Source organism: Amycolatopsis sp. NBC_01307, from assembly GCF_035975215.1.
Classification (GTDB): Bacteria; Actinomycetota; Actinomycetes; order Mycobacteriales; family Pseudonocardiaceae; genus Amycolatopsis.
This window is the reverse complement of the sequence record NZ_CP108403.1, coordinates 8,981,973-8,995,427: the sequence shown is the minus strand read 5'-3', so window position 1 is coordinate 8,995,427 and position 13,455 is coordinate 8,981,973. Positions and strand designations below refer to the sequence as shown.

The following is a 13,455-nucleotide window of genomic DNA, read 5'->3' as shown; positions in this document are numbered from 1 at the left end:
ATTGTTGTTCGGCTGAGCCGAACAGGACAGCCGGAATTGTGAGATGGACGTGACGCTCGGACCGGACTTACCGTCGAGAGCATGGCTGCTCCGACTTACGAGACCACCTCCGCAGACGCCTTCTGGGCCGACGCCGACAAGCACCTGGTCCGCTACGGCGGCGCCTTCACCCACGAGATCATCGACCACGCCGAAGGCAGCTTCGTCTTCACCGAAGACGGCCGCCGGATCCTCGACTTCACCTCCGGCCAGATGAGCGCGATCCTCGGGCACTCGCACCCGGAGATCGTCGACACCGTCCGGCGGCAGGTCGGGAAGCTCGACCACCTGTTCAGCGGCATGCTGAGCCGCCCGGTCGTCGACCTCGCGCGCCGCCTCGCCGAGACGCTCCCGGCGCCGCTGGAGAAGGCCCTCCTCCTGACGACCGGGGCCGAGTCCAACGAGGCCGCGATCCGGCTGGCCAAGCTCGTCACCGGCAAGCACGAGATCGTCTCGTTCGCCCGGTCGTGGCACGGCATGACGCAGGCCGCGGCGAGCGCCACCTACAGCGCCGGCCGCAAGGGGTACGGCCCGGCCGCGCCCGGCAACTTCGCCATCCCGGCGCCCAACCGCTACCGGCCGGACTTCACCGGCACCGACGGCGAACTGGACTGGCGGCGGCAGCTCGACTTCGGCTTCGAGATGATCGACGCGCAGTCGGTCGGCAGCCTGGCCGCGTGCCTCGTCGAGCCGATCCTCAGCTCCGGCGGCATCATCGAGCCACCGCCGGGCTACTTCGCCGCGCTGCGGGAAAAGTGCCGCGAGCGCGGCATGCTGCTGATCGTCGACGAGGCCCAGACCGGCCTCTGCCGCACCGGCAACTGGTACGCCTTCGAGCGCGACGGCGTCGTCCCCGACATCCTCACGCTCTCCAAGACGCTCGGCGCCGGCCTGCCGCTGGCCGCGGTGCTGACCAGCGCCGAGATCGAGCAGGAGGCGCACGACCGCGGGTTCCTGTTCTTCACCACGCACGTCGCCGACCCGCTGCCCGCCGCCGTCGGCAACACCGTGCTCGACGTCCTGACCCGCGACCGCCTCGACGAGCGCGCGCTGCAGCTGGGCGGCCTGCTCCGGCACGGCCTCGAGCGCATCGCGCACCGGCACGAGGTCGTCGGCGACATCCGTGGCCGCGGGCTGCTGGCCGGGCTGGAACTGGTCGTGGACCGCGAAACCAAGCGCAGCTCGGACGAACTGGGCGCGCGCGTCACCAGCCGCTGCCTCGAACTGGGGCTGCACATGAACATCGTGCAGCTGCCCGGCATGGGCGGGGTGTTCCGGATCGCCCCGCCGCTGACGGCGTCCGAAGAGGAGATCTCCCTCGGCCTGGCCATCCTCGACGAGGCGATCGGAGACGCCGTCAAGACGCTTTGACCGGCCTGAAGAGGTTGACCAGCGTGCCGTCCGGGTCGCGGAGGAGCAGCGACCGGTTGCCCCAGGGCATCGTCGTGGGCTCGGTGACGAACTCGATCTCGCCCTGCTTGAGCCGGGCGTACTCGGCGTCGACGTCGTCGACGAGGAACTCGATGATCGCGCTGTGGTTGTCGGCCGGCCGCGCCGAGCCCGGGCTGAAGATCCCGACCGTCCGCGTGCTGCCGATGGCGAGGGTGAACGCCGGCGTCGCGACCTCGGCGAAGTCGGGCGTGGCCCAGGTGGCCGGCAGGCCGGTGACGTGCTCGTAGAAGCCGACGAGCCGGGCGACGTCGTCGGTGATGATGCGCAGCGAGGCGATCTGTGTGGTCATGCCGACGACGTTAGGACCGATACCGGACAGGATCCGCCCGGTATAGGACGCGGTATGAGAAAGGCCTCCTTGCCGGCCCGGGGAGCCGGCAAGGAGGCCTCTTTCAGGACAGCGTCAGAAGCCCGCCGTCACCCTGGTGAAGTCCCAGTCGTTCTGCGCGATGCCGCTGCACGCCGCCTGCACACCGCCACCGGGGCAACCGCGGTCGCGGTTGACCGACCAGAACGCCAGGCGGCCGATCTTGTTCGTCTTGGCCCAGTTCGTGATCTGGGTCCACGTCGAAAGATCGGTCAGCTCCTGCTGGTCGGACAGGCCGTTCATGCCCGAGATGCCGAGGTGGTTGTACGCCGTGGCGTCGTTCCACCCGAACGTCGACTTCAGCTTGTCCCGCAAGCCGTTCGCCGCGCCGGTCGTGCTGGCGTACATGTTGGCGCCGCCGCCGAAGTCGAACGGCATGATCGTGTAGATGTCGACCCCGGCGCCCAGCGCCTTCGACTGGTCGATGAGCCGGTTGCCGTAGTAGTTCGGGCCGGTCGTCGAGGTGCCGAAGGTCAGGATCGTCTGGATCCCGGGGTTGTTCTGCTTCACGATCTTCAGCGCGTTCAGGATGCGGTCCTGCACGGCCTCGTTCTCGAACTCGTCGGAGTTCTCGATGTCGATGTCGATCGCCTTGAGGCCGTACGCGTTGATGACCTGCTGGTAGGCGCCGGCCAGCGCGGCCGGCGTCGAGCAGTTCGGGCCGAGCTTGTTGCCGCTCCAGCCGCCGAACGACGGCACGACCTGGCCACCCGCCGCCTTGATCTGCGCGATCGCGGTGGCGTCCGCGCTGCCGCTCAGCGGACGGCTGCTGTCCCACGCCGGGTTGCAGCCACCGGAGGCGTTGACGAACGCCATGGTGAACCACTTGACGCCGGTCGCGTTCATCACCGTCTGCGGGTTCGGCGGGTTGCCCCAGCCCATGTAGAGGTACGGCGCGCCGCGGCCACCCGGCTGGTTCGGGGGCGTGGTGGTCGGCGGCGGTGTCGTCGTGGGCGGGGTGGTGGGCGTGGTCGTCGGGGTGGTGCCCCCGGCCGTGCACGCGCCGCCGTTGAGCTTGCAGTTCGCCGGAGCGGAGTACGCGCCCGAGTACGTCACGTTGAACCCGAAGCTCGCGCTACCGCCGTTGCCGACGTTGCCGTTCCACGTGTTCTTGACCGTGACGTGCTGGCCGGCCGCCGTGTAGCTGCCGTCCCAGAGCGACGCGATCTTCGCGCCGCCCGGCAGGTCGAACTCCACCGTCCAGGTCGGCAACGTCGAGCCCGAGCCGTTGGCGATCGTGTACTTGCCCTCGTAGCCGGTGCCCCAGTCGGAGCCCTTCGCGAAGGTCGCGCTCACGCCGCCCGCCGCGTTCGCCGGAGCGATCACGAACACGGCACCGACCGTGGCGGCCGCGGCCGCCAGCCCGAGTGCGGACAACCAGCGGCTTCTCACGAGAGGCCGTTCTTCATGGCGGTGATCAGCTCGCCGTTGCCGGTGTCACCGGTCAGCTCCCAGAAGAAGGCGCCGCCGAGGCCCTGCTGCTTGGCGTAGGACATCTTGCCGCCGATGGTCGCCGGGGTGTCGTAGCTCCACCAGTTGCTGCCGCACTTGGCGTACGCGGTGCCGGCGAACGTGCCGGTCGACGGGCAGCTGTTCTTCAGGACCTTGTAGTCCTCGATGCCCGCCTCGTACGTGCCGGGCGCGGCGCCGGTCGCGGTGCCACCCGGGGTGCTCTGCGTGACGCCGGTCCAGCCGCGGCCGTAGAACCCGATGCCCAGCAACAGCTTGCTCGACGGGACGCCCTTGCTCTTCAGCTTCTGGATCGCGGCGTCGGAGTAGAAGCCCGGCGTCGGGATGCCCGTGAAGTTGGTGAGCGGCGAGTGCGGCGCCGTCGGACCCTGCGGCGCCCAGGCGCCGAAGTAGTCGTAGGTCATGACGTTGAACCAGTCGACGGACGCCGCGGCACCGGCGTAGTCGGCGACGTCGAGCTTGCCGCCGTTGCTGCCGTCCGCCGAGATGGCCGAGGTGACCAGGAACGACGAGCCGAACTTCGACCGCAGCGCGGACAGCAGGTTCTTGTAGGCCGCGGCACCACTGGTGTCACAGCTCAGGCCGCAGGCGTTGGGGTACTCCCAGTCGATGTCGATGCCGTCCCAGATGTCGGCCCAGCGCGGGTCCTTCAGCAGGTTGTAGCAGGACTGCGCGAACGCGGCGGCGTTCTGCGCGGCCTGGCCGAAGCCACCGGAGTACGTCCAGCCGCCGAACGACCAGATCACCTTGAGCCCGGGGTGCAGCTTCTTCAGCTTGCGCAGCTGGTTGAAGTTGCCGGCCACCGGCTGGTCCCAGGTGTCGGCGACGCCGTCGACACTGCCCGCGGCGTCGTAGGTCTTCTGGTAGTCGGCGTACGGGTCGTCGTTGGCCGTGCACTGGCCGTTCTTGACGTTGCCGAACGAGTAGTTGATGTGGGTCAGCTTGCTCGCCGAACCCGAGGTCTCGATGTTCTTGACGTGGTAGTTGCGCCCGTAGACGCCCCACTGCACGAAGTAGCCGACGTTCTTCAGGCCACCGGGCGGAGGCGGCGTGGTCGTCGTCGGCGGGGTCGTCGTCGGCGGGGTCGTCGTCGGCGGCGTGGTCGGCGTGGTCGGCGTCGTGGTCGGCTGCGTCGGGGTCGTCGGCGTGGTGGTCGGGGTGCCACCGCCGGCGTCACAGGAGCCGCCGTTCAGCTTGCAGTTCGCCGGCGCCGAGTAGGTGCCGGAGTAGCTGACGTTGAAGCCGAAGCTGACGCTCGCGCCGTTGCCGACGTTGCCGTTCCAGGTGTTCTTGACGGTGACGTGCTGGCCGGCCGCGGTGTAGCTGCCGTCCCAGAGCGACGCGATCTTCGCGCCGGACGGGAGGTCGAACTCGACCGTCCACGCGGCCAGCGTCGAGCCGGAGCCGTTGGCGATCGTGTACTTGCCTTCGTAGCCGGTGCTCCAGTCGGAGCCCTTGGTGAAACTGGCGCCGACACCGCCGGCCGCGCTGGCCGGCACGGTGACCAGGCCGACCGCGATCGCGCCGACCGCGGTGAACAGACCGAGGAGGTGCCATCTCTTTCTGGACATTCGTCTCCCTTGACGCAGGTGCTTTGTGCGACGTTCCGGGCACGGCGTTCACGAACACCACCGACGGGGTCCAGTTGGTGTTTTTGTGCCGTTTGCGAAGACGGTACGTGGTCCAGACCAATTAGGGAAGCACGAGTACGGAGAGTGCCGAAGGGCGGCTGAACGGCTTAAACCTGTGATCGGCGTTGCCGGTTCGGTGGTCCAGTCCAGTTACGCAAAGCAGCTTTCGCACCATCGACATCCGCACGCACGGGCCACGCCACTCGGGATCGATTCCGAACCCGGGCACGCGCTCGCGACACGACTTCCCCACTGCGGGACAAGAAGAAAACCCGGTGCGCTGCGGCGGCGGGTGAACCATCGAAGTGCACGGACACACAAAAGAGCCCCCTCTTGCGAGGGGGCTCTAGTGCTGTCTCAACCAGACGTGCGCCCGAAGGGATTCGAACCCCTGACCTTCTGATCCGTAGTCAGATGCTCTATCCAGCTGAGCTACGGGCGCGTGTTCAGTTGTAACCTAGCACCCGGCGAACCGAGTACCAGCGGAGGCTCCGGGATTTGAACCCGGGAGGGGGGGTTACCCCCAACCGCATTAGCAGTGCGGCGCCATAGACCAGACTAGGCGAAGCCTCCTGGGCCCAACGACCACTGCTCAGATAGGTTACACACCCCCCGAACCCCCTCGGTAACCACCCCCCGTCACGCCCGGCGCAGCAGCCTGAGCAGGCGTGGAGATCGTCCGCCGAGGCCTTCCGCCTCGAACGTCGCGATGCCGACGCGCGGGAGTTCGCGCACGCCCGGGTAGACCAGATAGCGCGGGACCCAGCGCGGCTGGAACTTGGCGTTGAACTTGTAGAGCGTCTCGATCTGGATCCAGCGCGAGAAGAAGTGCAGCACCTTCGCCGCCGTCTTGGCGACCGGGCCGGCGCCGATGCGCTGGCCCTGCTCCATCAACGCCCGGAACGCCGCGAAGTTCAGCGACACCTGGCCGACGCCGTGGCGGGCCGCCGACAGCAGCAGTTCCGAGATCATCAGCTCGTTGACGCCGTTGTCGGCCGTGCGGTCGCGGCGCATGACGTCCAGCGACAGGCCCGTCGGTCCCCACGGGACGAACTGGAGGACGCCGCGCACCCGGCCGCCCTGCTCGGCCGTCACCAGGACCGATCCCCGGTCGCCCATGCGACCCAGCGCCATCGAGAAGCCGCGCTCGGTGTCCGTGCCGCGCCAGTTGGCGGCCAGCACCTCCAGCTCGGCCAGCTCGCCGGGGCGCAGGTCTTCCGTGCGCCGGACCAGGACCTTGTAGCCCGCGCGCTTCGTGCGGGCCGCCGCCTGGCGGACGCCGCGCATGACGCGGCCGTCCAGCGTGAAGCCGTCGACGTCGACGACCGCCTCGTCGCCGATCTCCAGGACCTCCAGGCCGAAGCGGGCCCAGACCGTCGCGCCCAGCTCCGAGACGCCCATCGCCGCCGGGACCCAGCCGCCCGTGCGGCAGACCTCCAGGTACTCCTCGATCGCGCCCGGCCACGCCTCGTGGTCGCCCAGCGGGTCGGCCGAGCAGAGCGCGACGCCGGCGATCACGCGGTAGGTGACCGCCGCCTTGCCCGTGCGGGAGAACACCGCGAACTTGTCGCGACGCAGCGCGAAGTAGCCCAGTGAGTCACGCTCGCCGTGCTCGTCGAGCAGCTTGCGCAGGCGGTCGACCTCGTCGTCGGTCAGCCGCGGCGCAGGCTCGGCCGAGCGCAGCAGGAAGTACGCCGACACCAGGACGGCCGCGATGCCGAACAGCAGGCCGACGGCCGCCGTCAGGTCCTCCAGCCACATGCCGCGGAACACCGCCGGCCCGCTGACGCCGACCAGCGCCAGCGCCGACTCCGCCAGCCGGTCCGGGAAGCTCATCGGCTCCAGGACCGCGTGCGAAGCGACCGACAGCAGGATGAGGTTGAGCACGAACCCGGCCAGCGCGAGCTCGACGAAGCTCCGCACCGCGCGCCAGCGCCCGACCACCGGATCCGGCTTCGCGACGAAGTACTTCCTGGTCGCGATCAGGCCGACCAGCAGCACCACCGCCACCAGGCCGGCGCCGAAGACGTGCTTGAGCCCGATGTGCGACACCGTGAGCAGCACCGTCGCGCCGACCGCCAGCTGCCACGCGCGCCGCTTGCGCCGTCGCAGCCCGGCGGCGAGCAGCACCAGCAGGACCCCCGTGACCAGCGCGACGGTCGCCGCGGCGACCGTCGCCTCCTGCGGCAGCTCCAGCCACTCCGACAGGTGCCCGCGCAGGTTCCGGCGCCCGGCCGGGACCAGGACCGCGACGAGCGTCATCAGTCCGGCCAACCGGGTCACCCAGGTGATCACCCCCACGGAAGTGGCCCCCGCCACCCGCCAGGTGGTCTGCGCGCGAGTCCCCGTCACCACCTGTACAACCCGTTGTGGACGATCATGCTTCCCCCATCTACCCCCCGGCGAGCTCCACGAACGGCGCCAGCGCCGCCGGGTTGGCCAGCGCGTCGCGGCTGACCGCCCGGTCAGGGGCCACACCGGCGAGGATCTTCTTGACCGGTACCTCACACTTCTTACCGTTCAAGGTACGAGGTATCTCGGAAACCACTACGAACCGATCGGGTACATGGCGCGGTGACAAGGCGCTACGGAGCTCTTTCCGCAGCGTGGGCTCGATGTCGTCGATCTCGACGCCGCTGGAGAGCACGACGAAGCAGAGCAGCTGGCCGTCCTCGTTGCCGGCCGCCGAGGTGTCCACGACCAGCGAGTCCGCGATCTCGTCGTAGCCCTCGACGACCCGGTAGAACTCCGCCGTGCCCATCCGGACGCCGCCGCGGTTGAGCGTCGAGTCGCTGCGGCCGTAGATGACCGCCGAGCCGCGGTTGGTGATCCGGATCCAGTCGCCGTGGCGCCACAGCCCCGGGTACATCTCGAAGTACGCCTCACGCAGCCGCGAGCCGTCCGGGTCGTTCCAGAAGAACACCGGCATCGACGGCATCGGCTTGGTGATGACCAGCTCGCCGACCTCTTCGACGACGGCGTTGCCGGCCTCGTCGAAGGCGTTGACCGCGGCCCCGAGCGCCGGGCAGGACAGCTCCCCCAGCCACACCGGGACGTCGGGCGCCGACGCGACGAACGCCGCGCACAGGTCGGTGCCGCCGGAGACCGAGCAGATCTGCACCCGCCCGCCGACCTCGTTCACGATCCACCGGAAGCCCTCGACGCTCAGCGGCGCGCCGGTGGAGCCGAGCGCGCGCAACGCCGTGAGGTCGTAACGCTCGGCGGGCTTGACGCCGGCCTTCAGGCAGCTCTGGATGAACGGCGCCGACGTGCCGAAGTACGTGACGCGGTGCTGCTCGGCCAGGTGCCAGAGCGCGTTGAGGTCCGGGTAGCCGGGGTTGCCGTCGTAGAGCACGATCGTCGTGCCGACGAGCAGGCCGGAGACGAGGAAGTTCCACATCATCCAGCCGGTGGTGCTGAACCAGAAGAACCGGTCGCCGGGGCCGAGGTCGGTCTGCAGGGCGAGGGCCTTGAGGTGCTCCAGCGTGATGCCGCCGTGGCCGTGGACGATGCCCTTCGGCAGGCCGGTGGTGCCCGAGGAGTAGAGCACCCACAGCGGGTGCGCGAACTCGACCGGCTCGAACACCAGCGGCGCGCCCTCGTGCTTCGCGAGCAGCTCGGCCCAGTCGTGCGTGCCTTCCAGCCGGCCGTCACCGACGTACTCGACGAGTACGGTCGCGGCCAGCGAAGGCAGCTTCTCCCGCAGATCGGCCACCGTGGTGCGGATGTCGAACTGACGGCCGCCGTACGCGTAGGCGTTGACGGCGAAGAACAGCTTCGGCTCGATCTGCACGAACCGGTCCGCGACGGCGCGGACGCCGAAGTCGGGCGAGCACGACGACCAGATCGCGCCGATGCTCGCCGCGGCGAGGAACGCGACCAGCGTCTGCGGGCAGTTCGGCGCCAGCGCGACGACGCGGTCGCCCTTGCCGACACCCAGTTCGACGAACGCCGCCCGCGCCGCGGCGACCTGCGCGCGAAGGTCGCCGTACGTCAGCTGATCCGCGAAGCCGTCTTCGCGGTGGAAGATCACCGCGGTCTCTTCGTCGCCCTTCGCGGCGCCGGCGACGCCGGGGGTGAGCGCGTGCTCGGCGTAGTTCAGCGTGCCGCCCGCGAACCAGACGGCGTCCGGCATCCCGCCGGAGAGCACCTCACCCGGCTGGTCGTGCCAGCGGACGCCGAGGAAGTCCGCGACCGCGGCCCAGAAGTCCGGTCCGCGCTCGACGGAGAACTCCCAGAGCGACTGGTAGTCGTCCACCTCGACGCCGCGTTCGGCGCCCAGCCACCGGCGGAACGCCTCGATCTTGGTGTCGGCAACGTGGCCCGGCTCGGGGCGCCACAGGACTTCGGGAGCGTCGGCGGTGTGCGTCACGCCCCGAGCCTAATCCCTCTGATCAGGAAGTCACCGTGGTCGGAACCGACATGGGACGGACACCAGGGGTGGTGCCGGCCCACACCTACCGCAGGTGGGCGTCGAACCAGTTGAGCGTGCGCTGCCAGGCCTCCGCGGCGGCGCCGGGGTCGGCGTCGAAGCGGTGGTTGGCGCCCGGGTAGTGGACGACGTTGGTGGCGACCTTCGCCGACGCGGCCGCGTCACGCAGGCGCTCGACCTCCGCGCCGCCCGCCTCGTCGCCGGAGTCGCCGTACATGCCGAGCCACGGGCTGGTGAGCTTGCCGGCGATCTCGACCAGCGCGGGCAGCTCCACGGCCTGCTGGCCGCCGACGCTGACCGCGGCGCCCAGCTTCCGGTGCGAGGCGACGACGAGCGCCGCCGTGCCGCCGAGGTCGAAGCCCATCACGCCGAGGAGGTCGCCCTGGACGCCGCGTTCGACGAGCCAGGCGAGTGTGATGTCCGTCGCGTCGAGCAGGTCCTGCTGGGTGAGGGGCTGCCCGTCGAGGTGCGGCGTGACGGTCAGCCAGCCCTCCGTGGCCAGGCTGGCCAGCAGCAGCTTCACGCCGTCGGTGACGCCGTCCGCTTCGTGCAGCACGACCAGGCCGCCGCGTAGCGCGCCTTCGGGTTCCGCGAAGGTGAGGCGGCGGCTGGGGCCGTCGGTGCGCTGGTAGTCCACGGTGCTGGTCGACGTCATTGCGTAACTCAATCACCTCGGGGTGAACAGAAGGAACCCCGAGGTCCCGCCAGAAGGGAGTCGCGGGACGGCGGCCGGGAAAGATACGGTGGACGGGCCGTCCCGCCGATTACCAGGAGCGCCGAAGATGTCGTCCGTGTCCCCGCGTGCCGATCTCGAATCGTTGCCGAAATACGTCCCTGGCCGGACGATCCAAGGCGCGATCAAGCTGGCGAGCAACGAGGTGCCCGGCGGCGCGCTGCCGAGCGTCGCGGCGGCGATCGCCGAGGCCGCGGCCGGTATCAACCGTTACCCGGACACCGGCTCGCAGCTGCTGCGCGAGCGGCTGGCGCGCGACCTGGGCGTGCCGATCGAGCGCGTCGCCATCGGCTGCGGCTCGGTTTCGCTGTGCCAGCAGACGATCCAGGCCCTCTGCGCGCCCGGCGACGAGGTCATCTTCCCCTGGCGCTCGTTCGAGGCGTACCCGATCGTCACGCAGGTCGCGAACGCCGTCTCGGTGAAGGTGCCGATCACCGAGGGCCAGGAGGTCGACCTCGACGCCATGCGCGCGGCGATCACCGACCGGACGCGCGTGGTCTTCGTCTGCAACCCGAACAACCCCACCGGGACGGCCATCCGCCGCGCCGAGCTGGAGCGGTTCATGGACGCCGTCCCCGAGCGCGTGCTGATCGTGCTCGACGAGGCGTACAAGGAGTTCGTCACCGACCCCGAGGTCCCGGACGGCGTCGAGTACACGCACGACCGGCCGAACGTCATGGTGCTGCGCACGTTCTCGAAGGCGTACGGCCTCGCCGGCCTCCGCGTCGGTTACGCCGTCGCGCCGGAGGCGATCGCGGACGCGCTGCGGCAGGTGTACGTGGCGTTCTCGGTGAACATGCTGGCCCAGGTGGCTGCGCTGGCGTCGCTCGACGCGGCGGACGAGCTGCTGGACCGGTGCAAGGACATCGTCGCCGAGCGCGGCCGGGTCCGGGACGCGCTGATCGCGGCCGGCTACCAGGTGCCGGAGACGCAGGCGAACTTCGTCTGGCTGCCGCTGGGTGCGCAGGCGGTGCCGTTCGCCGAGCACGCGCTGGACCGCAAGCTGATCGTGCGGCCGTTCGCGGGTGACGGCGTGCGCGTGACGATCGGGACGCCCGAGGAGAACGACCTGTTCCTGGCGGCGGCGCGCGAGTTCAGCCGCTGAGCTGCTTGACGACCAGCTGGATCACGGCCGCCGTGCCGACCACGACGATCACGCCGCGCAGCACCGCCGGCGGCAGCTTCCGGCCGATCTTCGCGCCGAGGAAGCCGCCGGCGGTGGAGCCGATCGCCAGCCAGAGCACGACGGGCCAGCTGATCGGCGCGACGAACGCGTAGATCAGCCCGGCGATGACGTTGACCACGGCAGCCAGGACGTTCTTCACGCCGTTGAGCTTCTGCAGCGGTTCCGACAGCAGCATCCCCATGACGGCCATCAGCATCACGCCCTGCGCGGCGGTGAAGTAACCGCCGTAGATGCCGATCAGGAAGATGAAGAACATCAGCAACGGGCCGGGTTTGTGCTCGGCGCCGTTCTCCTCGCGGCGCTTCGCGACCCACTTCGAGACGCGCGGCTGCACGATCACGAGGACCACGGCCAGCCCGACGAGGATCGGGACGACGGCCTCGAAGGCGTCCTTCGGCAGCGACAGCAGCAGGATCGTGCCGCCGATCGCGCCGAGGAACGACGCGACGGCGAACTTCGCGGTCTGCCGCCAGTAGCCCTTGAGCTCGTGCCGGTAACCCCAGGCACCGCTGAGGGTGCCGGGGGCGAGCCCGATCGCGTTGGAGGTCGTCGCCGTCACCGGCGGGTACCCCAGCGCGACCAGCACCGGGAACGTCACGAGCGTCCCCGACCCGACCACGGCGTTGATGGTCCCGGCCCAGATCCCGGCGACCAGGACGATCGCCGCGTGCCACCACGTCATGAAGCACTCACGTGCGGAGCCTAAGCAAGGTGACCGGGTCGCGCGACGCAGATGTGTCTGGTCAGACAGTCACGGCGTGGTCACTCAGGCGCGAAGACGCAGAACTCGTTGCCCTCCGGGTCGGCCAGGATGTCCCACCGGATGTCGTCGTCCTCCTCTCGCACCACGGTCGCGCCCAGGGCCAGCAGCTCCGCGCGGTCGCCCACGACGTCCAGGTGCATGCGGTTCTTGACCGTCTTCGGCTCGGTCACCGGGTTGAGCCAGATCAACGGCCCCTGGCCGGCGGGGTCGGCGATCGGGATCGGGTCGGTCGGCGGCCGCTCCGCCGCGGAGGCGTGGCGGACGTAGCCGATCGCCGAGCACCACCAGTCCGCCAGGGCCTGGTGGTCGTTCGCGTCGAGCGCGAGGTCCTTGAACCGTGCGGTCATGCCGCTTCCTCTTCCGGTACGTGAGCGGGGACGACCGAGGAGACCACGCGCCGGCCCAGCGCGCCGTACAGGCCGCGCCCGGCCTCGCCGGCCGGCAGCCACGCTCGACCGCGCGCCCGCCGACGTCACGACGACCTCCCAGGCCCGGGCAGGCCGACGTCGACGCGGTGGCCGTCCGGTTCCTCGACCGGTGGCGGTGCCGCCCGCGACACCGCCCAGCCCCGCGCCCACGCTTCCCACGTCTCGATGACGGACATGTCCGTGATCATGGCAGCCACCCCCGACAATTCCCGGCGTGCGGCAGGATGGGCCCGTGGGCGAGGACACCGAGCAGGTCTGGAGCGCGACCGTCGACCACCTGCGGGCGATGATCGACTCCGGCGAGCTGGCGCCGGGGTCGCGGCTGCCCGCCGAGCGCGTGCTGTGCGAGGAGCTGGGCATCAGCCGCGGGTCGTTGCGGCAGGCGCTGCGCGTGCTCGACTCCATCGGGTACGTCCAGATCCGCGCCGGTTCCGGCACCTACGTCGCCGAGGCGCGGGACCAGCCGCTGAGCACCTGGTTCACCGAGCACGACCAGCTCGTCGAGAAGCTGTTCGACCTGCGCGCGACCGTCGAGCCGACGCTCGCCGACCGGCTCGCGCGCCACGCCACGGCGAAGGTCGTGAGCCGCCTCGAGGACAACGTCGCCGAGATGGCGCGGGCCGCCGAAGACGGCGACATGCTGCGCGTGATCGCCACCGACGCCGAGTTCCACCGGGTCATCGCGCAGAACGCGGGCAACGACGACGTCGCCGGCCTGCTGCGGTCGGTACTGGCGCTGGTCGGCGAGGAGCGGCGGGCGGCGCTGCGGCTGCCGGGGCAGATCCGCAAGGCCGTCGACGACCACCGCGCGATCCTCGACGCGATCCGCCGCGCGGACCCGGCCGAGGCCCGCGAACGAACCCTCAAGCACCTGGTCGACGCGAAAACCTACGCGCACGACTACGCCGCGCACCCCGAAGAGCGCTAGCCTTTTCACAATGTTGTGAAACTTCT

Annotated in this window: 12 protein-coding genes and 2 tRNA genes; 3 read left to right on the top strand and 11 right to left on the bottom strand. The window is 70.1% G+C overall.

Features of this window, described 5'->3' with window-relative positions; translation table 11 throughout:
- Window positions 1-81: 81 nt before the first annotated feature.
- Window positions 82-1,410: an aspartate aminotransferase family protein gene (locus OG439_RS39950; RefSeq protein ID WP_326945673.1), complete on the top strand. Its 1,329-nt coding sequence runs from the start codon at window positions 82-84 to the stop codon at window positions 1,408-1,410.
- Here OG439_RS39950 and OG439_RS39945 read toward each other — a convergent pair.
- The 8 genes from OG439_RS39945 to OG439_RS39910 all read right to left on the bottom strand — a co-directional run bounded on the left by OG439_RS39945 (window position 1,397) and on the right by OG439_RS39910 (window position 10,046).
- The gene (locus OG439_RS39945) at window positions 1,397-1,780 is read right to left on the bottom strand and encodes a VOC family protein (RefSeq protein ID WP_247060037.1); all 384 of its coding nucleotides are present in this window, start codon (window positions 1,778-1,780) and stop codon (window positions 1,397-1,399) included. The two genes, OG439_RS39950 and OG439_RS39945, sit on opposite strands and share 14 nt — an antisense overlap.
- 114 nt (window positions 1,781-1,894) lie before the next feature.
- The gene (locus OG439_RS39940) at window positions 1,895-3,250 is read right to left on the bottom strand and encodes a cellulose binding domain-containing protein (RefSeq protein ID WP_247060034.1); all 1,356 of its coding nucleotides are present in this window, start codon (window positions 3,248-3,250) and stop codon (window positions 1,895-1,897) included.
- A complete protein-coding gene (locus tag OG439_RS39935) occupies window positions 3,247-4,899 on the bottom strand; it encodes a glycosyl hydrolase family 18 protein (RefSeq protein WP_326945672.1) in 1,653 nt (550 codons plus the stop codon). Before OG439_RS39935 ends, OG439_RS39940 begins: the two co-directional genes overlap by 4 nt.
- A 428-nt stretch (window positions 4,900-5,327) precedes the next feature.
- Window positions 5,328-5,401: transfer RNA gene (locus tag OG439_RS39930), tRNA-Arg, on the bottom strand.
- Window positions 5,402-5,442: 41 nt separating this feature from the next.
- A tRNA-Ser gene (locus OG439_RS39925) sits at window positions 5,443-5,532 on the bottom strand.
- 66 nt (window positions 5,533-5,598) lie between these two features.
- Window positions 5,599-7,314 carry a phosphatidylglycerol lysyltransferase domain-containing protein gene (locus OG439_RS39920; protein WP_326945671.1) on the bottom strand — a complete coding sequence of 572 codons (1,716 nt, stop codon included), beginning with the start codon at window positions 7,312-7,314 and terminating at the stop codon, window positions 5,599-5,601.
- Between the two features lie 37 nt (window positions 7,315-7,351).
- On the bottom strand, window positions 7,352-9,331 hold the full coding sequence (locus OG439_RS39915; RefSeq protein WP_326945670.1) for an acetoacetate--CoA ligase: 1,980 nt from the start codon (window positions 9,329-9,331) through the stop codon (window positions 7,352-7,354).
- 85 nt (window positions 9,332-9,416) lie between these two features.
- Window positions 9,417-10,046 (bottom strand): dienelactone hydrolase family protein, encoded by a 630-nt coding sequence (locus OG439_RS39910; protein WP_326945669.1) that lies wholly within the window; start codon window positions 10,044-10,046, stop codon window positions 9,417-9,419.
- 127 nt (window positions 10,047-10,173) lie between these two features.
- On the opposite strand from OG439_RS39910, the gene hisC reads away from it, so the two are divergent.
- Complete coding sequence (hisC, locus tag OG439_RS39905) at window positions 10,174-11,229, top strand: histidinol-phosphate transaminase (RefSeq protein WP_326945668.1); 1,056 nt, start codon at window positions 10,174-10,176, stop codon at window positions 11,227-11,229.
- Here hisC and OG439_RS39900 read toward each other — a convergent pair.
- The 3 genes from OG439_RS39900 to OG439_RS39890 all read right to left on the bottom strand — a co-directional run bounded on the left by OG439_RS39900 (window position 11,219) and on the right by OG439_RS39890 (window position 12,689).
- Window positions 11,219-11,992, bottom strand: coding sequence for a sulfite exporter TauE/SafE family protein (locus tag OG439_RS39900; RefSeq protein WP_326945667.1), 774 nt, complete (start codon window positions 11,990-11,992; stop codon window positions 11,219-11,221). The two genes, hisC and OG439_RS39900, sit on opposite strands and share 11 nt — an antisense overlap.
- Before the next feature lie 80 nt (window positions 11,993-12,072).
- Window positions 12,073-12,420, bottom strand: coding sequence for a VOC family protein (locus tag OG439_RS39895; protein ID WP_326945666.1), 348 nt, complete (start codon window positions 12,418-12,420; stop codon window positions 12,073-12,075).
- Between the two features lie 125 nt (window positions 12,421-12,545).
- Window positions 12,546-12,689, bottom strand: a complete 144-nt coding sequence (locus tag OG439_RS39890; RefSeq protein ID WP_326945665.1) for a hypothetical protein — start codon at window positions 12,687-12,689, stop codon at window positions 12,546-12,548.
- 44 nt (window positions 12,690-12,733) lie between these two features.
- Between OG439_RS39890 and OG439_RS39885 the strand changes: the two genes are divergently transcribed.
- Window positions 12,734-13,429: a FadR/GntR family transcriptional regulator gene (locus OG439_RS39885; RefSeq protein WP_326945664.1), complete on the top strand. Its 696-nt coding sequence runs from the start codon at window positions 12,734-12,736 to the stop codon at window positions 13,427-13,429.
- The last annotated feature ends 26 nt before the right edge of the window (window positions 13,430-13,455 follow it).

What these genes read in the sequence shown, in the direction of transcription:
- OG439_RS39950 (WP_326945673.1), top strand. Translation starts at nt 82, where the DNA reads ATGGCTGCTCCGACTTACGAGACCACCTCCGCAGACGCCTTCTGGGCC.
- OG439_RS39945 (WP_247060037.1), bottom strand. Translation starts at nt 1,780, where the DNA reads ATGACCACACAGATCGCCTCGCTGCGCATCATCACCGACGACGTCGCC.
- OG439_RS39935 (WP_326945672.1), bottom strand. Translation starts at nt 4,899, where the DNA reads ATGTCCAGAAAGAGATGGCACCTCCTCGGTCTGTTCACCGCGGTCGGC.
- OG439_RS39910 (WP_326945669.1), bottom strand. Translation starts at nt 10,046, where the DNA reads ATGACGTCGACCAGCACCGTGGACTACCAGCGCACCGACGGCCCCAGC.
- hisC (WP_326945668.1), top strand. Translation starts at nt 10,174, where the DNA reads ATGTCGTCCGTGTCCCCGCGTGCCGATCTCGAATCGTTGCCGAAATAC.
- OG439_RS39900 (WP_326945667.1), bottom strand. Translation starts at nt 11,992, where the DNA reads ATGACGTGGTGGCACGCGGCGATCGTCCTGGTCGCCGGGATCTGGGCC.
- OG439_RS39895 (WP_326945666.1), bottom strand. Translation starts at nt 12,420, where the DNA reads ATGACCGCACGGTTCAAGGACCTCGCGCTCGACGCGAACGACCACCAG.
- OG439_RS39890 (WP_326945665.1), bottom strand. Translation starts at nt 12,689, where the DNA reads ATGATCACGGACATGTCCGTCATCGAGACGTGGGAAGCGTGGGCGCGG.